This window comes from Acinetobacter sp. UBA6571 (genome assembly GCF_002434085.1).
In the GTDB taxonomy this organism is placed as follows: domain Bacteria; phylum Pseudomonadota; class Gammaproteobacteria; order Pseudomonadales; family Moraxellaceae; genus Acinetobacter; species Acinetobacter radioresistens.
In genome coordinates, this window is the sequence record NZ_DJJJ01000065.1 from 59,467 (window position 1) to 78,757 (window position 19,291).

The window sequence follows — 19,291 nt, forward strand, 5'->3', positions numbered from 1 at the left end:
TAAACGAGAGTATGGAAATGTAGGGCTTATGTGGGAAACTGTTAGGAGACGTAAAATTAAAAGCTTATGATTTGCTGATCTGTTGTTCAATTGCCCAGTCAATGTGATGGTTTACAATTTCATCATGTTTTGATCTGGCCTGTTCAAGCTGCGCTATAATTTCAGTTGTATAAAGCGCATTTCCCAGCCCGATTGCAATATTACGCTTAAAGCTCTGGTAGCCGGTCCGTCTTAAGGGGCTACCTTCCGTATTTTTAAGAAAAATTTCTTCATCCCACTGCCATAGCTCCAGCAGGCTGATATTATCTAAACCATTACGTGGATTAAAATCTTCTATGTTGGCTTTTTTTGCAAAACTATTCCAGGGACAGATTAGCTGGCAGTCATCGCAACCAAAAACCCGATTACCAATACCATGGCGTAATTCTTGAGGAATAATACCTTTATACTCAATAGTTAAATAAGCAATACATTTACGTGCATCCAGCATATACGGTTCAACAATAGCTTGGGTCGGGCAGATATCAATACAGGCCGAGCAGGAACCACAATGCGCAGTTGCCGGTTCATCAAAAGGCAGGTCTAGCGAAGTAAAAAGCTCCCCAAGTACAAAGAAAGAGCCGGATTTTTTATGAATTAATAGGGTATGTTTACCCGTCCAGCCCATCCCGGCACTTTCTGCCAGCGATTTCTCAAAAATAGGCGCCGAGTCTGCAAAAGGACGTGATTCAAAGTTTCCGACCTTGTCGCGAATACGGCTGGCTAACGTTTTAAGTCGTCCACGCATGATTTTATGATAATCACGGCCACGAGCATAACGGGCAATAATGGCCGAGTTGGGTTCATAGGGTACGTAGCGCGGTTTGGGTGTTTCTACCAGATAGTTCATGCGAACACAGATAATACTTTTAGTTCCGGGTACCAGCAGGGTGGGATCAGCACGTTTTTCTAAATTTTCCTTTAAGTAATCCATATCGGCATGATAGCCTCGATCCAGATACTCCTGAAAACGGGCCATTTCTGCCTGGGCATCGGGCTTGGCAACCACGCAGTCGGCAAAGCCCAGATCAAGTGCCTGAGACTTGATCCATTGCTTGAGTGCCTCGGCATCCAGCTGTGCCAGATCAATTTTTCGGGAAGGTAAAGATTCGGACATAAACCGGATAGGAAGGAAAAAATAATGCTGAAACAAGTGTATCATAGCCAGGCAATTCAAGTATGGGAACGACGCTGGTTTAGCCAGAAAAACTCTTCTTTTGGACTGATGCAGCAAGCAGCCTGGCAAATGACCCAGTATATTATTCAGTGCCTTCAGTATAAAAAGCTTGCTCCGCGTATTGCAGTCTGGTGCGGACAGGGTAACAATGCCGGAGATGGCTATCTGGTAGCAGCTTATCTGGCGGGCGCAGGCTATGATGTTGAAATTTTCGCGGCTGTGCCAGGAGAGTCGGCAGATTTACATTCGGCAATCCAATATGCACAGAGGCAGCATATAAAAATTCATAACAGTTTCGATGTTCCAGAATATTTTAACTCTCATATTGATGCTTTATTTGGAATTGGGCTAAATCGTATTCTGGATGAGGATTGGCAAAAGATTATCTATAGTCTTAACCAGAAAACAGGTCTGAAAATTTCAATTGATATGCCTAGTGGTTTACAGGCAAATACAGGGAAACCCTTGCCTTGTGCCGTCAAGGCGGATCATACCTGTACACTATTGGCTTTAAAAGCCGGCTTATATACCGGGCAGGGCAAAGAGTTTTCTGGTCAGGTTCAACTTTTATCTCTTATCCCTGTAGATGATGAACTGGAACCAATAGCAAGCCTGTGTCCAAAGCAGATTCAACTGCCAAAACGTCAAGCCTCAGGGCATAAAGGCAGTTATGGCCATGTGCTGGTGGTGGGCGGACATGCCGATATGGGAGGAGCTGTGATTATGGCAGCCGAAGCTGCTTTTGCTGCGGGTGCCGGAAAGGTTACTGTGGTATGTGACAGTAAACATCATAGTCCCATTCTGGCCCGTTCTCCCAATATCATGCTTAAAGATATTCATGACTTAAATAAAGACTCTATTTGTGAAATATTGAATCAAGTCGATGCAGTTTGCTTCGGTATGGGATTAGGACGTGATAACTGGGCAGGTCAGCAGTTTCAGCAATGGTTTCCTGAACTAAAACAGGCTAAACAGCTAGAAGTGGTACTTGATGCTGATGCGCTCTGGTTTTTAGCCGCAGCTAATGCCAAATTAGATACTCATTTTTATGCGACGCCCCACCCGGGTGAGGCAGCAAAATTGCTGGGTGTAAAAGTCAGTGAGGTTGAAGCGGACCGAATAGCGGCTATTCATCAGTTGATGCAGAAATATCACGGCCAATGGGTACTCAAAGGTGCAGGCAGCCTCATATTAAGCCAGCAATTGTGGATCTGCACTGAAGGTAATCCGGGTATGGGAACAGGCGGCATGGGAGATGTTTTATCCGGTATGATAGCCGCACTAAAAGCACAGTTCCATGACAATATTCATTTACATGAGATTATCAGCCTGCATGCCCAAGCGGGTGATATGCTGGCACAAAGTGGTGAACGTGGCTTACAGGCCCAGCATATGCCTCAGACAATTTATCAGGTGGTAAACCGTTAGAGCAGACTGCCTAGACCGCTATACAAGCCATATATTGCAATGGTAAACAGTAAAATACCACATATCAGTAGAATTCTCTGATATGCAAAAGAACGGCTAACTCGCTTAAATAGCAAATAGGCTAGGCTCAAGGTCATAAAATCCAGAATTATCCAGACCAGAGTTAATAGAAATAGACTCTGGTTTATTTCTGGCATTACCTGAATAAACTGTGGAAAAAATGCACTAAAGAACAGAATATCCTTAGGATTCGAAATACCTACCAGAAAACCCTTAGTAAATCCGCCGAATTTGGGGTTCAACATCTGGATTTCAGCCTGATGCTTCTGTTTGCTGTCTTGGATTAGTTGCCAGCCTAAATATAAAATATAAAGACTGCCTAGACATTTCAAAATATCCAGAAAAGAAGCATTTAGTGAAAGAAAACCTTTCAGAATAAGTGCTGAAATAAAAATCAGTACTAGTGAAGCTGCATTAGTTCCTAAAATAGTTTTAAAAGCTTTTTGATAGCCGGCCTGTAGGCCTGTACCAACCACCAATAACAGTACCGGGCCGGGGATAATAATCATCAGGACGACACTACTGATGTATAAGAGTAACTCTAAATGGTTCATGTCTTATCCAGTAGAAATCATTTTAACGGCGTCGACTACTATTACGGCTCCGGCCACGAGCCATACCACCCAGCACATTTAATACAGCAACTTTGCTCATGCTACCAGAAGCATGTGCATGACAAATGGCGGCAGCTAAGGCATCCGCAGCATCCGCTTGTGGGCGAATTGAGAGGTTTAATAGTTTCATTACCATCATTTGTACCTGTTCCTTGTCCGCAGCACCATAACCGACAACAGACTGTTTGATCTGTCTAGCCGTATATTCTGCAACTTGTAAGTCAAGATTAACCAAAGCTGCAATAGCGGCACCTCGTGCTTGACCGAGTTTCAGAGCAGAGTCCGGATTTTGTGCCATGAATACTTGTTCGACGGCGGCTTCTGTTGGTCCATGAAATTTCACAATCCGCTCAATGCCTGCAAAGATACGTTTCAAGCGTTCAGGCATATCCTGGCTTTCTGTACGAATAGTACCGGCATCAATAAAGCGTAATTTATTTCCTTCTTTTTCAATGATTCCATAACCTGTTAAACGTGAACCGGGATCAATACCGATAATTAATGACATACTGGGACTTTAAAAAAGGAATAATGCCCTTATTGTTACATAAGCGTATTAAAAAAGCTTGAAGGTGATGCATTACCTGAAGGCTACACACTTTATTTTGTTGAGATTAGATTAATTTTCATGAAATTATTTCTTACTGTTTTTGCTGTCTTGGTCTTGGAAATACTCGTCTGGATCGGAGTGGGTGACCTCGTTGGCAGTATGTGGTATGTATTTTTCTGGTTTATTGCTGCCTTTTTTATCGGTATGAATCTTATCCGGAAATACTCTGCCGGTGTAATGCCACAGATGCAACAAATGCAGATGGGGCAAATGAGTGCAGATTCGTCATTGACTAATAATCTTCCAAAAATTATGGCCGGGTTTTTACTGCTTGTTCCAGGCCTCATTACAGATGTGCTCGCAGTGCTGATTTTGATTCCAGCTGTACAGAGAGTTTTCCGTGATGCACTCATGAAAATTATGGCTAAACGTCAACAGGCCATGCTTGAAAAAATGATGGGTGGAATGATGGGTGGTAATATGCAGAATATGGGCGGTAGCGGACAGAATCCATTTGCTGACATGATGCGACAGATGCAGGATATGCAGAACCAACAGGGTGGAAAAGGAGGGCGTGACTCTACCATTATTGATGGCGAGGCACGTGAAGTAACACCTGATGCTAAAAAAATAGAATTGAAAGACGTTAAACAAAAATGATTTATCGATAAATTTATAAGCCGGATCTAATGATCCGGTTTTTTAATGAAATTATTTTAACCTTCATCCTCTATCTCACTTATTACATCATTTTCTGGTTTTTCATCTTTATATTCAGGTTGATCATCAGCTGATGGCGCAACGCAGTTATAGGTACGAGGGCGAAGTGCGGTCTGTGAATTTTCGGAATTTTTATACTTTTGGCTCCGGTTTGCCCGTTCACGAAAGCCACCTTTACTGATTAGCTGGACCATATCTGGGGTCTCCTTTGGCAAAATGGCAGTTTAACAAAATATCATGCCAACATTAAAATAGTGTAGTTCTCATCAAGAGTAAAATTACTGAATATTTTTATCATACGTTATTGCTGCTATCGTACTGTCGATTTAAATGCCATTGCCTAGAATTTATGCATTGTAATTGCAATTTCTTTACCATAAGATAATAGTTGTAATACCTATTGTACTCAGCAGTTGTGTAAAACTCACAATAACAAAAACGATAAAATAGGAGGATACCTATGTTGTACCAATATCATTGTGCATGTTGCAATAAAGTGGTCTCATCAACAGAAAAAGAATGCCCTGCTTGCGGCTCTCACTCCATTCGGAGTCCTTTCGGGTTCTGGATGTTTTGTATCACTGCATGCCTGGCAGTAGTCATGACGATTACAGTAGTTCAGGTATATTTTCAGGACCATCAGGATGTGCCTGTACAAACAACCTTGCTAGATGTACTCAACCATGACCGGACACCAGCTCATACTTGGCCTAAGCCTCAGTAGGGTTATCATAAATTTTTAGAGGTGAGGAGATTTTGCGCTAAAGGATGGGCAATTAAGCAAAATTTTTACAGCTTGTATGGGCATGACCTATAAAAAAGCCAATTGATTTCAAATCAATTGGCTTCTTGTCTGATAACTTAGTAAATTTTAAAGACCAGCAGAGGCTTTAAGTGCTTCTACTTTGTCTGTTTTTTCCCAGGTAAATGCAGTATCTGAGCCTTCACGACCAAAATGACCATAAGCAGCTGTCTGCTTGTACATTGGTTGAATCAGATTCAGCATACGGGTAATGCCATAAGGACGAAGGTCAAAGTGCTCACGTACGAGCTGAATGATCAGCTCTTCTGAAACCTTGGCAGTATTAAATGTATTGATTGAAATAGAGGTTGGCTCTGCAACACCAATAGCATAAGACACCTGAATTTCGCACTTTTCAGCAAGACCTGCAGCCACAATATTTTTAGCTACATAACGTCCTGCATAAGCAGCAGAGCGGTCAACCTTTGAAGGATCTTTACCGGAGAAAGCACCACCGCCATGACGGGCCATACCGCCATAAGTATCAACAATAATTTTGCGACCTGTTAAACCACAGTCCCCTACTGGACCACCAATCACGAACATACCGGTCGGATTAATGTGGAATTTGGTTGCTACATGGAACATTTCTGCAGGAATCACCGGTTTGATAATTTCTTCAAGTACTGCTTCTTTTAGCTGTGCCTGAGTAATTTCCGGATCATGCTGGGTGGAAAGAACTACCGCGTCTAAACGCACCGGACGGCCATTTTCATAGGCAAAGGTGACCTGGCTTTTTGCATCTGGACGTAACCATGGCAGAGCACCAGAACGACGTAATTCTGCCTGTCGTTCCATCAGACGGTGAGCATAAGAAATAGGTGCTGGCATCAGCACGTCAGTTTCACGACTGGCATAACCAAACATTAAACCTTGGTCACCTGCTCCCTGATCTTCAGGTTTCTGGCGATCAACCCCCTGAGCAATTTCAGGAGACTGCTTGCCAATCATATTAATGACAGCACAGGTTGAACCATCAAAACCTAAATCAGAATGATGATAACCAATTCCATTGACGGTCTGGCGAACGATCGCTTCAACGTCAACGTTGGCAGTTGTTGTGATTTCGCCGGCAAGTACAACTGCACCCGTTTTTACTAACGTTTCACAAGCAACCCGCGCATATGGGTCTTCTTTTAAGATTGCATCCAAAATGGCATCACTGATCTGGTCAGCCATTTTATCCGGATGGCCTTCGCTTACAGATTCCGAAGTAAAAACAGCGTACTCGCGCATGAAAGTCCTATCGCAGTTATTTCAAAAGACGGAATATGTTACATCGACTTAGACGTTTGGACTAGCTGTAAATGATGAAAATCTCTTGTTTCAAGCTGAAATAGCTGCAACTTCCACCAGCTGTTCCAAGAAAACAGCAAATATTCATCATTATATAATTTAGTGATGAATATTGCATTTTTCTTCATAAGCAAGAATGTTTGTACTTTATATCCTGTTTATATCTGACTTTTAGTGCCTTATACGTATGATAAAAGGGCATTTGCAGAATACTTAACAAGAAATGCCGTCTTCACCCTTTACCCTCAACCGTTTTTTTAAGACAATATGCACTATCGCATAATTCTCTATTCATTTTCTTTTTCTGACGAATTTATTGGAATCTGACCTATGACAACCCCCCTTAATGAACGCCGTATTGCAAATGCAATTCGTGTACTCGCCATGGATGCAGTGCAAAAAGCAAATTCTGGACATCCAGGCGCGCCAATGGGGATGGCAGATATCGCTGAAGTGGTTTGGCGTGATTTCTTGAGCCACAACCCGACCAACCCGCAGTGGGCCAACCGTGACCGCTTTGTCCTTTCAAATGGTCATGGCTCAATGCTGCAATATGCTCTTCTGCATTTGACAGGTTATGACCTTTCAATCGAAGATCTAAAAAACTTCCGTCAGTTGCATTCAAAAACTCCGGGCCATCCAGAGTTAGGCTATACACCAGGTGTTGAAACAACTACTGGGCCTCTAGGTCAGGGTATTGCAAATGCAGTAGGCTTCGCACTTGCTGAAAAAACATTGGCTGCACAGTTCAATAAAGATGATATTAAGGTAGTTGACCATTATACCTACTGTTTCCTAGGTGATGGCTGTCTGATGGAAGGCATTTCGCATGAAGTCTGTTCACTGGCTGGAACTTTAGGTCTGGGTAAACTGATTGCCTATTACGATGACAACGGCATTTCAATTGATGGTGAAGTTGAAGGCTGGTTCAGTGATGATACACAAAAACGCTTTGAAGCATATGGCTGGCAGGTGTTACGTGTAGACGGTCATGATACTGAAGCTATTCGTCAGGCAACGATTGAAGCTAAAGCTGAAACTCAGAAACCAACTTTAGTTATCTGTAAAACGATTATCGGATTAGGTTCGCCGAATAAACAGGGTAAAGAAGACTGTCATGGCGCTCCGTTGGGACTGGATGAAATCACACTCTCCCGTACGACTATGGCATGGACCGATACAGACTTTATTATTGCTGAAGATGTCTATAAAGCTTGGGATGCTAAAGTAAAAGGTCAACAGGCTGAAGCTGAATGGAATGAGGTTTTTGCCCAGTATCAGGCAAAATATCCAACCGAAGCTGCTGAATTGTTACGCCGTCTAAATGGTGACTTGCCTGAAGAATTTGTTGCCAAAGCAGATGCCTTTATTGCGGAAGTTAACAGCAAAGAGGAAACCATCGCTTCACGTAAAGCGAGCCAGAACACACTTCAGGCATTTGGTCCGTTGTTACCAGAACTGTTAGGTGGCTCTGCTGACCTTGCCGGGTCAAATCTGACCTTATGGAAAGGCTGTGAAGGTATACAGACTAATCCGGCCGGTAATTATGTGTACTATGGTGTACGTGAATTCGGTATGACTGCAATTGCCAATGGTGTAGCACTGCATGGCGGTTTTATTCCTTACGTGGCGACCTTCCTCATGTTCATGGAATATGCACGTAACGCCGTACGTATGTCTGCACTCATGAAGCAACGTGTCATTCATGTTTATACGCATGACTCAATCGGTCTGGGGGAAGATGGTCCGACGCATCAGCCAATCGAACAGATTGCTTCGTTACGTTCTACGCCAAACCTGAATACCTGGCGTCCAGCAGACACTGTTGAAGCTGCAGTTTCCTGGAAATCTGCTCTACTACGTAAAGATGGTCCATCTGCCTTGATTTTCTCCCGTCAAAATCTGCCATTCCAGCAACGTACTGAAGAACAGATTCAGAATGTAGTCAAAGGTGGTTATGTTCTGGCAAAAGAAAAAGGCGAGCTAAAAGCAATTATTATTGCTACAGGCTCAGAGGTATCCCTGGCAATGGAAGCATACGCACAGCTTGAAGGTGTACGTGTAGTGTCTATGCCATGTGCCGAAGAATTCATGAAACAGGAAGCGGTATACCGTGAATCTGTCCTGCCTGCCCATATTCGTGCCCGTGTTGCAGTAGAAGCAGCACATGTGGATTACTGGTGGAAGTTTGTCGGTCTGGACGGTAAAGTAATTGGTATGACCACCTATGGTGAGTCCGCGCCTGCTAAAGACCTGTTTAAGTACTTTGGTATTACTACTGAAGCTGTTGTAGCTGCGGTAAATGAACTGACTGCCTGATTCTTTGGGTAAGATAAAAAAGCGCTCTAAATCAGGGCGCTTTTTTATTCTGGTTTTAAAAGTATGCCTGAGTAAATCCAGTATAACTTACGCATTACTACTTTATTTGGACTGTTTTCTATTTTAAAAATAAATTAAGTAGTTCAGATTATTTTAAAATATGACAGAGCAGCCATCTCAAGAAAAAAAGATTCCGCGACGAACAGCCCGGGTAAAATCAGATAGCTTTGATTATTCGCTCGACTTTAAAAAGATTAACTTTCGTCAGCATCCTGAGCTTTATGAAATTGGCCGTGGAGAGCAGGGTGTTTTACTGGTTGAGCCCTATAAATCCGAGATTTTGCCTCACTGGCGCTTTGCTGATATTGAAAAGGCTGAGCAGAGCAGTCAAAAAATTTATCAACTATTTCTGGACTATTTAAAGCAGCAAGATTTTGTTGGCGCAGATATGGCCCGAAAATTTTTACAGATGGGTTATACCCGTGCCCGGCGCTATGCAAATCATAAAGGGGGGAAAAAATATCAGGGGCCTGTGCCTAGTGACAAAAAAGGTCTTAGTGGCGCTCATGGCCGGCAGGCATTACCACGCGACACTGAGGATCCAATTAAAGCTGCGGCAGCACGTATTTTTAAAGAGAAATGGGATATGGCAAAACAGCATGAATTATATTTGAAGCTGAGACAAAAATTTATAGAAGACTATAAAAATTAATAGAAAAGACTGGTTCGAGATGAGTTAAAGAAAAAAATCTGGTGAACTACATTTAACCATCTTATTAGAATTGTAAAAACAAAAAATATACGAATTTTACTAACTCTTTGTTACTGTGAAGATTAAATTAAGTGAGCAGAAGAGTTATTTAAATTCTTCTTCATAATGATGATTTTTATACGTTCTATATATGAGACGGTACGTTTTAAGCATAAGACTGTAATTTATTTTTCAATCTCTACAATAATGTTTATTCTTCTAGTGAGTTATAAAAAATGAAATCTTTAAAAGTTTTTGGTTTAGGTCTGGCAGTTGCAGTTACAACTAGTTTAAGCATGGCTAAACCGGTGGATTATAAAATTGATCCAACACATACTGCTACAGTGTTTTCTTGGGACCATTTTGGTTTTTCTACACCGTATGCCAATTTTTCTGATATTCAGGGTACAATTAAGGTAGATAACGCAAAACCTGCCAACTCATCTGTAGATGTGACTATTCCTGTTTCCAGCCTGAATACGAATGTAAAAGCTTTAGATGAACACTTGGCTAAGGCTGAATGGTTTGATGTTGCAAAATATCCAACTATTACCTTTAAAAGTACTAAAGTCGAACCTAAAAAAGACAAGAAGCATTTTAAAATTACCGGTAACCTGACGGTAAAAGGAATTGCTAAACCAGTTGTACTAGATGCTGTGTTAAATAAGCAGGGCGAGCATCCAATGACCAAAGCTCAATCGATTGGTTTTAATGCTACGACTTCATTTAAGCGTTCTGATTTCGGAATTGCAAGCTATGTCCCGAATGTTGGTGATAAAATCACTGTACAAATTACGACTGAAGCTTCTGTAGCTCAGGCAACACCTAAAAAATAATAGATGTTTTCTATGCTGAAAAAGCGCCTAGTCGGGCGCTTTTTTATATTTTAAATTATAAAAAATCTTAAAATATAGATTGCCAGAAGAACTTATTTATTCACTGTTTGTTCAAGACCATTCAGGAAATTTTGAAGAACAAGTGCACACTGCTGTTCAAGCTCATTTGCATATTGCTCATGGTCAGCACGCAATTGGTTGATAGAGAGTTTCGCCTGCTTTAGCTCACAGGTATGTCCCACCAGCCAAGGCTCAAAAGAATCTCCGGCAACTTCAAGATGAAACTGTAGCGCCAGAATATTTTTGCCGAGGGAAAAAGCCTGATTTTTATATAAAGTAGAACTGGCAAGTAAAGTAGCACCAGCCGGTAAATCAAATGTATCGCCGTGCCAATGCAGAACAGGCGTATTTGCTAAAGGTGCTAATGGATTATCCTCTGTCTCATTTAAGAGCAGTGTACTCCAACCTATTTCTTTTTGCGGGCCTGCATAGACTTTAGCGTTCAAGGCATAGGCAATCAATTGTGCTCCTAAACATATACCGATAGTAGGCAGCTCGGATGCAAGCCGCTGCTTTAAAAGATCAATCTCGATCTGTAAAAACGGATATTCTTCAGTTTCATATACACCAATTGGGCCGCCAAGAATAATGGTTAGACCTGCATGTAAGAATGCCGGTTCAAGCACATCTACGCCAGCTTCAAAGTAACGTACACGATACCCCAGTTGATAAAAAAGATCTTCCAGTGATCCTAGATCTTCAAAGGCAACATGTTGAACAACGTAAATAGTTTTAGGAAATACAGATTGCTTTGACATTGTTTAAATTCGTATTCTCGGTTGGCAATATTCTAAGGCGAATTAGTGCTCAAGCAGAGCACTATTTTTAATGAATAATTGAAGAGGTCAAAAAAGTTATTTTACAGACTGATTTTTTATTTCAGTATTTAGAGTATGTTCATCTTTCAGATGGACACCTGAAAGTTGAAGCCGGGCTGATTTTTGCATAAGCGCTATTAAACGTTGAGCAGCTACATGCAGGGAGAGCCCTGCAGGGCGGATATTGGAAATACAGTTTCGGGCAGAATCCTGACAGCCAGTTTTAGCTTGCCAGGTATAATAAACGCCCATACTGTCGGGGGAACTTAAACCTGGACGTTCACCAATAAGCATAATCAACATTCTGGCCTGAAGCGTTTGTGCAATTTCGTCCCCTAGAGCAACCCGACTGCCTGTAGCCAGAATGACCGGTGCAAGCGACCAGCCTTGCTGTTGCACTTCCTGCTGCATTAACTGTATAAAAGGTATGGCATTTTCTTCAATTGCCAAAGCGGACAAACCATCGCCTGCGACAATAACTACATCGAATGTTTGAGCTGACTTTGTTACATATTCTCTGACTAATGTCCGCGATTCATCAGACAGTACCCGGCCAAGATCAGGATGTTTTAAGTAAAGCTCTTTATTGCTGGCTTGGCTTTGCACATGTATGTGTTCTAACTCTAACTGCTCAAGCTGTTGCTGAAGTTTGGGAATATTAAGCTGACACAACACGGCATCTTTAGCTTGTGCATGTGCTAGCTGGAATTTTAGAAGCTCATTTGTGGGGATACTACAACCTGCGCGTCCCAAGGCAATGCGGGCATCTGTAAAACGTTTGAGCTGTGCCCAGTCATTTTCATGCAAGGCAGCAGAATAGTGGGTGTCCGGATAAAGTTTCATCATTTCTCCTTATGATTTTAGAAGTCTGGAGAACTGTTCGGGCATTTGCTTTGCCCATTCAATCTGTTGGTGCTGCTGACGGAGAATTCCTTGCTGCTCCAGCCAGTGAGCGAACTCTGGTGCTGGCTGTAATCCTAAAAGCTGGCGAGCGTATAAAGCGTCATGAAAAGATGTAGTCTGGTAGTTCAGCATAACATCATCTGAACCCGGTATTCCCATAATAAAATTGATTCCTGCTGTGGCCAGTAAGGTCAGCAGGGTGTCCATATCATCCTGATCAGCATCAGCATGATTGGTATAACAAATATCACACCCCATAGGTAAACCCATGAGCTTGCCACAGAAATGGTCTTCCAGACCGGCACGGATAATCTGTTTGCCATTGTACAGATATTCTGGACCAATAAAGCCAACTACAGTATTTACTAAAAAAGGATTGAACTTGCGTGCAACCGCATAGGCCCGTGTTTCAATGGTCTGCTGGTCAACCCCGTGATGAGCATTACTGGACAAGGCACTTCCTTGACCAGTTTCAAAATACATGACATTTTGCCCTATTGTCCCACGCTTAAGGCTTAAGGCGGCTTCATAGCCTTCCTGTAACATGGCCAGTGAGATTCCGAAGCCTCGATTTGCAAGTTCAGTACCGGCAATCGACTGAAACATCAGATCAACCGGAACATTCTGGTTGGCCAGATGAATGCCTGAACTGACATGGGTCAATACACAGGACTGGGTTGGAATCTGATAATCCTGAATGATATGGTCCAATAGTTTTAAAAGCTCAGAAAGATTCTGTAAATTGTCAGTCGCAGGATTAATTCCAATGACTGCATCACCATTGCCGTACATGAGTCCATCCAAGATACTAGCTGAAATACCGAGCAGGTCATCTGTAGGATGGTTTGGTTGTAAACGGGTAGAAAGACGGCCCTTTAAGCCTACGGTATTACGAAAGCGGGTAATAATTTCACATTTGCTGGCTACTAGTATTAAATCCTGATTCCTCATGATTTTACTAACCGCTGCCACCATTTCTGGTATTAAACCCGGGCTTAGTGCCTGCAGTTTTTCAGTAGTTGCCTCTGCACTGAGCAGCCAGTTTCTAAAGTCACCTACGGTAAAATGTGCAATCGGGTAAAAAGACTGTGCATCATGTTCATCAATAATTAGCCGAGTTACTTCATCAGTTTCATAATTGACCAACACTTCATTTAAAAAATTTTTTAATGGAACTTCAGCGAGAGCCATTTGTGCAGCGACTCGCTCGGTTGCATTTTGCGCAGCGATTCCAGCCAGTTCGTCTCCCGAACGTAGCGGTGAAGCTTTAGCCATCAGAGTCTTTAGATCTGGAAAAATATAGTTCTGTTGAGCGATTGTGGTCTGATAACGCATAAGAATCTATCCCTTTTTAAAGTTCCTGTTCTGCCTTTCTGATATTTTCAAACTCTTCTTCAGGTGTTCCCTGTACCAGCCGATGGCGGCTATAAACCAGAAAATAGACAATAAAAGCTATATAAATTCCTGCTGCTATAAACCAGACTTTTGGATCAACCAGAAAACCTGCAATGACTGCAATTAAGGCCAGTATCAAAGCAATACCTGATGTCACTATTCCACCTGGAGTCTTATAAGGCCGATCCATATCTGGACGAGATAGACGCAGTTTGATGTGTGAAAGCATCATCAGAACATAAGAAATAGTCGCACCAAAAACAGCCATAAGAATCAGCAAATCACCTTCACCAGTAAGGGACAGGGCAAAGCCAATAATTCCAGGAATGATAATTGCCAGATAGGGAGCTTTATTTTTATTGGTTAAAGAGAGAGATGTTGGCAGATAACCGGCACGGGACAACGCAAAAATCTGACGAGAATAGGCATAAATGATAGAGAAAAAACTCGCAATCAGACCTGCCAGTCCAACAAAGTTGACAAAACCTGCAAGCCGGGTATGTTCACCATATACGGCAACCAGGGCATCCACCAAGGGAGCTCCAGAGTCTTTTAACTGGTTTGCTCCAGCTGCGCCAGCACCTAAAAACAAAATAAGCAGGGCAAATGCTGCCAGTATCAGCATTGAACCAATCAGACCACGGGGTAAGGAGCGGGTTGGGTCTTTGGCTTCTTCAGCAGCTAACGGTACACCTTCGACTGCCAGAAAGAACCAGATGGCATAAGGTACGGCAGCCCATATTCCTAAATAACCCATCGGTAAGAAAGCACTGGCACCGGCTTTGTCAGATACTGCAATATTAAACAGGTTTGCACTGTTAAAGTGCGGGATCATGGCTATAATAAAGACTAGCAATGCCACAGCAGCAATTGCGGTAATAACAAAAATAATTTTTAATGCCTCACCAGCACCTTTAAGGTGTATGCCCATAAAGACCAGATAACACACCAGATAAATGATCCAGCCACCCACACCAAACAATGATTCACAATATGCACCAATGAAACAGGCGATGGCTGCAGGTGCAATAGAGTATTCAATCAGAATAGCAGTACCGGTCAGATATCCGCCAAAAGGTCCGAATGCGGTACGGGCAAAACTGTAGCCTCCTCCGGCGGTAGGCAACATGGTGGCCATTTCTGACATAGAGAGACACATGCACAGATACATGACTGCCACTACTACTGTCGCAATAAACATACCGCCCCAGCCACCTTGTGCGAGGCCAAAATTCCATCCGGCGAAATCTCCTGAAATCACATAGGCAACACCTAAGCCGACCAGCAGCAGCCAGCCGACTGCACCTTGTTTAAGTTGCCGTTTGGCAAAGTATTCTTCTTGGGTGGGCAGGGTAGAAGAAGCAGTTGCATCGACAATCTTTGGATTGTTCATAATGTACTCCATTTTTTATTATGTTTGATCTGGTCATAAAAGCAATTTTAGTACCAAGATCTAAAGCAGGCTTCCAAGCCTGATATACCATTCTGTTTGAGTAGCAGTTTTATTATTTTGCTAGATTTATAAATTAGTAAAAGTTCAATATGGGAAAAGATTTACGGCTACCTGAGGTAGCCGTAAATAAAATAAATCAATTTGGAATTCCTAGAAGAAGCCAGCTGGTTTGGTTGAGTAGCTTACCAGCAAGTTCTTGGTTTGCTGGTAATGATCAAGCATCATTTTATGATTTTCACGGCCAATTCCTGATTTCTTGTATCCGCCGAAGGCAGCATGAGCAGGGTAGATGTGATAGCAGTTAGTCCAGACACGACCTGCTTCAATCGCACGGCCAGCACGGTAGGAAGTATGGGCTGAACGTGACCAGACACCTGCACCTAGACCATAGATTGTGTCGTTGGCAATTTTAATGGCTTCATCAAAGTCTTTAAAAGTAGTTACCGACAGCACAGGACCAAAAATTTCTTCCTGGAAAATTTTCATGCTGTTATCACCCTTGAAGATCGTTGGTTCAATATAGAAGCCTTGACCCACCTCATTACGCTGTCCACCACCTACCAGTACCTGAGCACCTTCTTCGCGTCCGGTAGCAATACATCCTAAAATTTTATCCTGCTGCTCTTGAGAGGCCTGCGCACCAATCATGGTGTCAGTATCTAGCGGGTGGCCTGTCTTAATGCGTTTAACACGTTCTACGGCCATTTCCAAGAACTGGTCAGCAATTGACTCCTGAATCAGGGCACGTGACGGACAAGTACAGATTTCGCCCTGATTCAGCGCGAACATGGTGAAGCCTTCTAAAGCTTTTTCCAGATAGTCATCTTGCTGATCCATAACGTCAGCAAAGAACAGGTTTGGTGACTTACCGCCAAGCTCCAGCGTAACCGGAATAATATTTTCGGTTGCATATTGCATAATCATCTGGCCCACTTGGGTTGAGCCAGTGAAAGCAATTTTTGCAATACGCGGATTGGTTGCAAGCGGGCGTCCTACTTCAACACCATAACCATTTACAATGTTTAGAATACCTGCCGGCAACAGGTCCTGGATCAGTTCAGCCAGGACCAGAATACTGACTGGTGTCTGTTCAGCCGGTTTTAGTACGATACAGTTACCGGCTGCTAGCGCAGGTGCAATCTTCCATGCTGCCATCAGGATGGGAAAGTTCCATGGAATAATCTGGCCGACTACACCAAGCGGCTCATGAAAATGATAGGCAATAGTATCTTCATCAATTTCAGAAATTCCGCCTTCCTGAGCACGGATACAGCTGGCGAAATAACGGAAATGATCAATTGCCAGTGGAATGTCGGCTGCTAGGGTTTCACGGATAGGCTTGCCATTATCCCAGGTTTCTGCTACAGCGAGTTGTTCAAGGTTGGCTTCTAGGCGATCTGCAATTTTGAGAAGCAGGTTTGAGCGTGTTGTTGGTGACGAGCGATTCCATTGCTCTTTGGCCTTATGCGCGGCATCGAGAGCAAGTTCAATATCTTCAACAGAAGAGCGGGCAACTTTAGTAAAGACTTTGCCATCGACTGGCGAGATATTTTCGAAGTATTCTCCTTTTACCGGAGCTACCCATTCTCCCCCAATGAAGTTGTCATATTGAGCTTTGAACTGAACTTTTGAACCAGGTTGATTAGGATCGGCATAACGCATGTTTATCTTCCTTTGCTTATAATTTAATTTGTGTAGCTGCGAATTTTTATACCGCTTTGGTATAAGGCTACTTTCGCATACTATTTATTTAGCATATAAAAAATAAGGTTGGAGAAAGGTTGGAAAAAGTGACAATTTGCAAGGAATGTACAAATGTTTACAAAACAAGACCTGCAGCAACAACGTAGTACCATTGAAAAGCTTAGGCACAGTAGCAGTCTATCGCCTGGAAATGCCCAGAAGCTCAGTCAGAGTATACTTAGTTCCTGGCAGCGTTCGGCTACAGCCGAGATACCTAAAGGCCGGGTAGCTGCGCCCTTGCAAGATTTAAAATATATTCCAGGCTCTGCTAATCCCTTAAAGTTTGCGCTGGAACATTGTGCTGAAGATTTACGTCATGTAGCTGAACAGTCTGCCATGGTGATTGCGGTAGGGGACATCGGAAGTACAATTATCTGGTCAGCATCGAGTGGACAAATGCGTAATGCAGCAGAAAAAGTGCATTTCGTTGAAGGCGGGCAATGGCGTGAAGAACTTGTAGGAACCAACGCGCTGGCTTTAAGTTTAAAAACCCAGCAGTCTTCCTGTGTGTTCTCTAATGAGCACTATATGGAGTCTATTCATGACTGGGTCTGTTATGCAGCACCTGTGATTGATCCGTATTCCAGACAGGTTCTGGGAGTGATTGATTTATCAACAACCTGGGATCATCATAACAGTCTGGGGCTGCTGGCCGCAGAACGCTGCGCATCGATTATTCAAACTGCTTTGATTGAACATCAGAAACAGCGCTTGTATATTCGTGCCTTTGCTGTACCAAAAGTTATTTTTAATGGTAAAGGGCTGGTTCTTACACCACGGCAAATCGAGATTTTAGCCATTTTGGCTTTATGTCCTCAAGGCTTAAATCTGGATAATTTGCATCAGGCACTCTATGGTGAGCGCAAGATCAGCATGGGAACCTTAAAAGCAGAAATGTCACAATTACGTGATGTACTGGGGGGAATGCTGGGTTCGCGTCCTTATCGCTTGCTGGCGCAGGTTGAAGCAGATTTTTTGCAGGCTGAACAGGCACTCGACGCTGGTTATGTTGAAACAGCGATTCAGGCCTGTCGTGGAATTTTCCTAGCAAAGACCGAAAGCCCATTTTTATGTGCCTGGCGTGACTGTCTTGAATCACGTTTAAGTGAAGCAATTTTCCAGTCGAATCAGAGCGATGTACTGCTTAAGCATATTGCCCACGTCCCGGAAGCAATTGACGCCATTGAACGGCTGGCCGATCTCTTGCCTGCCGGCCATCCTGCCCATCAGTTAGTATTGAAATACCGGGAAATACAGCAATAAACTGTTAAAGTTCCTGTTCGTCTAACCAGTCAAACAATTGTCTGTAGACCTGCATACGTACAGGTTTTTGTGATAGCACCAGATCATGTAAGCCATTTTTTATAGTTTGAATGGTTACCTTACCCTGAATCTTTTGTGCATATTTTTTGATATCTCTGACATTCAGAATTACATCACTATTGAGTGCAGTCTTGTTCCAGCGTCTCGGATTCTTAGTCTGGTGAGAATGCATAACCAGTACAGGCACCCTGATTGTTATGCCCTGATGAATTTCTTTTTGTGCTTCAAAAATAGCGCGGATAAAACTTAATTCAACCTTTGGATAAGCCTGAGGTTTCCAGTTCAGATCAAAAACCCATTCACCATACCACTTTTGATGCAGACTCGGGACATACCAACGGTTTAAGCCACTTGGAAAGCGTAATTTAGGCAAATATTTAGCCACCTGACTCAGCGCCGGCAAACCAAATTTTTTCTCAATAGCTGACAGGTTAAAATCATAAAATGGACTGTTTAGCCACAGAGCCTTAATTAGAGGATGCTCTGGGTAATGAGCTGCATACAAAGTGCTGATCAGCCCGCCAGTTGAGTGACCTGCCAGCAGGACCATATCATGCTGTTCCTGCTGAATCTGTAGCAGTGCCTGAGTGATCTCAGCATCATATTCCTCTAGCTCTTTAACACGGTAGAGTTCCTGATGAGGCAAATATGATCGGCCATAGTTATGCAGATCAACAGCGTAAAAGTCAAAGCCATGCTGGTTAAATTGCTCTGCCATTTCAGTTTGGAAAAAATAGTCCAGAAAGCCATGAATATAAAGCACAGCCTTGCGGGTAGCTTGAGCGGCCTTTTTACGGACTAACGTCGCAATTACCGGGCCGGAGGTATGAGCTTGTACATGTAGGCGCAGCTGCTGGTAGCCTTCACCTAGCACGTCTGGTTGGTAGTTTATTGCTGTTTTTGGGGAAGTCATAAGAAAGATTATAAGGTGTTGTTATTTTCCTTATGCTTGATGAAATGAGCAATTTTGTCAATTCCTGAAACGACCTCAAAAATGTATAAGC

General features: G+C 42.9%; 18 protein-coding genes. 7 read left to right on the forward strand and 11 right to left on the reverse strand.

All coding sequences use genetic code 11. The features are described 5' to 3' along the window. Positions 1-64: 64 nt before the first annotated feature. A complete protein-coding gene (gene queG / locus B3X18_RS13965; protein WP_005026358.1) occupies positions 65-1,156 on the reverse strand; it encodes a tRNA epoxyqueuosine(34) reductase QueG in 1,092 nt (363 codons plus the stop codon). A 24-nt stretch (positions 1,157-1,180) separates the two neighbouring features. On the opposite strand from queG, the gene B3X18_RS13970 reads away from it, so the two are divergent. Beyond that, a complete protein-coding gene (locus B3X18_RS13970; RefSeq protein ID WP_034670614.1) occupies positions 1,181-2,644 on the forward strand; it encodes a bifunctional ADP-dependent NAD(P)H-hydrate dehydratase/NAD(P)H-hydrate epimerase in 1,464 nt (487 codons plus the stop codon). On the opposite strand, the gene B3X18_RS13975 is transcribed toward B3X18_RS13970, so the two are convergent. Beyond that, entirely contained in the window at positions 2,641-3,258 is a 618-nt protein-coding gene (locus B3X18_RS13975; protein ID WP_005019892.1) for a LysE family translocator, read from the reverse strand. The genes B3X18_RS13970 and B3X18_RS13975 overlap by 4 nt on opposite strands. A 22-nt stretch (positions 3,259-3,280) precedes the next feature. Then, entirely contained in the window at positions 3,281-3,826 is a 546-nt protein-coding gene (gene ruvC / locus B3X18_RS13980) for a crossover junction endodeoxyribonuclease RuvC (protein ID WP_286935758.1), read from the reverse strand. A 120-nt stretch (positions 3,827-3,946) separates the two neighbouring features. Between ruvC and B3X18_RS13985 the strand changes: the two genes are divergently transcribed. Beyond that, a complete protein-coding gene (locus B3X18_RS13985) occupies positions 3,947-4,528 on the forward strand; it encodes an FxsA family protein (RefSeq protein WP_005019894.1) in 582 nt (193 codons plus the stop codon). A gap of 56 nt (positions 4,529-4,584) precedes the next feature. Here the strand turns inward: B3X18_RS13985 and B3X18_RS13990 are convergent, their stop codons facing one another. Beyond that, positions 4,585-4,782: a hypothetical protein gene (locus B3X18_RS13990; RefSeq protein ID WP_005026350.1), complete on the reverse strand. Its 198-nt coding sequence runs from the start codon at positions 4,780-4,782 to the stop codon at positions 4,585-4,587. A 266-nt stretch (positions 4,783-5,048) separates the two neighbouring features. Between B3X18_RS13990 and B3X18_RS13995 the strand changes: the two genes are divergently transcribed. Then, on the forward strand, positions 5,049-5,312 hold the full coding sequence (locus tag B3X18_RS13995; protein ID WP_005026343.1) for a hypothetical protein: 264 nt from the start codon (positions 5,049-5,051) through the stop codon (positions 5,310-5,312). A gap of 147 nt (positions 5,313-5,459) precedes the next feature. Here the strand turns inward: B3X18_RS13995 and metK are convergent, their stop codons facing one another. Next, positions 5,460-6,626 carry a methionine adenosyltransferase gene (gene metK, locus B3X18_RS14000; RefSeq protein WP_005019905.1) on the reverse strand — a complete coding sequence of 389 codons (1,167 nt, stop codon included), beginning with the start codon at positions 6,624-6,626 and terminating at the stop codon, positions 5,460-5,462. Positions 6,627-7,016: 390 nt separating this feature from the next. Between metK and tkt the strand changes: the two genes are divergently transcribed. The 3 genes from tkt (at position 7,017) to B3X18_RS14015 (ending at position 10,592) form a co-directional block, all read left to right on the forward strand. Next, positions 7,017-9,005 carry a transketolase gene (tkt, locus tag B3X18_RS14005; protein WP_034670613.1) on the forward strand — a complete coding sequence of 663 codons (1,989 nt, stop codon included), beginning with the start codon at positions 7,017-7,019 and terminating at the stop codon, positions 9,003-9,005. A gap of 160 nt (positions 9,006-9,165) precedes the next feature. Then, positions 9,166-9,717, forward strand: a complete 552-nt coding sequence (locus tag B3X18_RS14010; protein WP_005026340.1) for a DUF4385 domain-containing protein — start codon at positions 9,166-9,168, stop codon at positions 9,715-9,717. 275 nt (positions 9,718-9,992) lie between these two features. Beyond that, positions 9,993-10,592 carry a YceI family protein gene (locus B3X18_RS14015; RefSeq protein ID WP_034670612.1) on the forward strand — a complete coding sequence of 200 codons (600 nt, stop codon included), beginning with the start codon at positions 9,993-9,995 and terminating at the stop codon, positions 10,590-10,592. A 92-nt stretch (positions 10,593-10,684) separates the two neighbouring features. On the opposite strand, the gene B3X18_RS14020 is transcribed toward B3X18_RS14015, so the two are convergent. The 5 genes from B3X18_RS14020 to B3X18_RS14040 form a co-directional block, all read right to left on the reverse strand. Beyond that, positions 10,685-11,410, reverse strand: a complete 726-nt coding sequence (locus tag B3X18_RS14020) for a glutamine amidotransferase (protein ID WP_034670609.1) — start codon at positions 11,408-11,410, stop codon at positions 10,685-10,687. Between the two features lie 96 nt (positions 11,411-11,506). After that, positions 11,507-12,313: an ethanolamine ammonia-lyase subunit EutC gene (eutC, locus tag B3X18_RS14025; RefSeq protein WP_005026328.1), complete on the reverse strand. Its 807-nt coding sequence runs from the start codon at positions 12,311-12,313 to the stop codon at positions 11,507-11,509. Positions 12,314-12,322: 9 nt separating this feature from the next. After that, a complete protein-coding gene (locus B3X18_RS14030) occupies positions 12,323-13,708 on the reverse strand; it encodes an ethanolamine ammonia-lyase subunit EutB (RefSeq protein ID WP_034670607.1) in 1,386 nt (461 codons plus the stop codon). A 16-nt stretch (positions 13,709-13,724) separates the two neighbouring features. Beyond that, entirely contained in the window at positions 13,725-15,161 is a 1,437-nt protein-coding gene (eat, locus tag B3X18_RS14035) for an ethanolamine permease (RefSeq protein WP_026444052.1), read from the reverse strand. 210 nt (positions 15,162-15,371) lie between these two features. Further along, positions 15,372-16,883, reverse strand: a complete 1,512-nt coding sequence (locus B3X18_RS14040) for an aldehyde dehydrogenase family protein (RefSeq protein ID WP_005406368.1) — start codon at positions 16,881-16,883, stop codon at positions 15,372-15,374. Positions 16,884-17,036: 153 nt separating this feature from the next. Between B3X18_RS14040 and B3X18_RS14045 the strand changes: the two genes are divergently transcribed. Next, the gene (locus B3X18_RS14045) at positions 17,037-18,227 is read left to right on the forward strand and encodes a transcriptional regulator (protein WP_005026318.1); all 1,191 of its coding nucleotides are present in this window, start codon (positions 17,037-17,039) and stop codon (positions 18,225-18,227) included. Positions 18,228-18,231: 4 nt separating this feature from the next. On the opposite strand, the gene B3X18_RS14050 is transcribed toward B3X18_RS14045, so the two are convergent. After that, positions 18,232-19,200, reverse strand: coding sequence for an alpha/beta hydrolase (locus B3X18_RS14050; protein ID WP_034670601.1), 969 nt, complete (start codon positions 19,198-19,200; stop codon positions 18,232-18,234). Positions 19,201-19,291 lie beyond the last annotated feature (91 nt).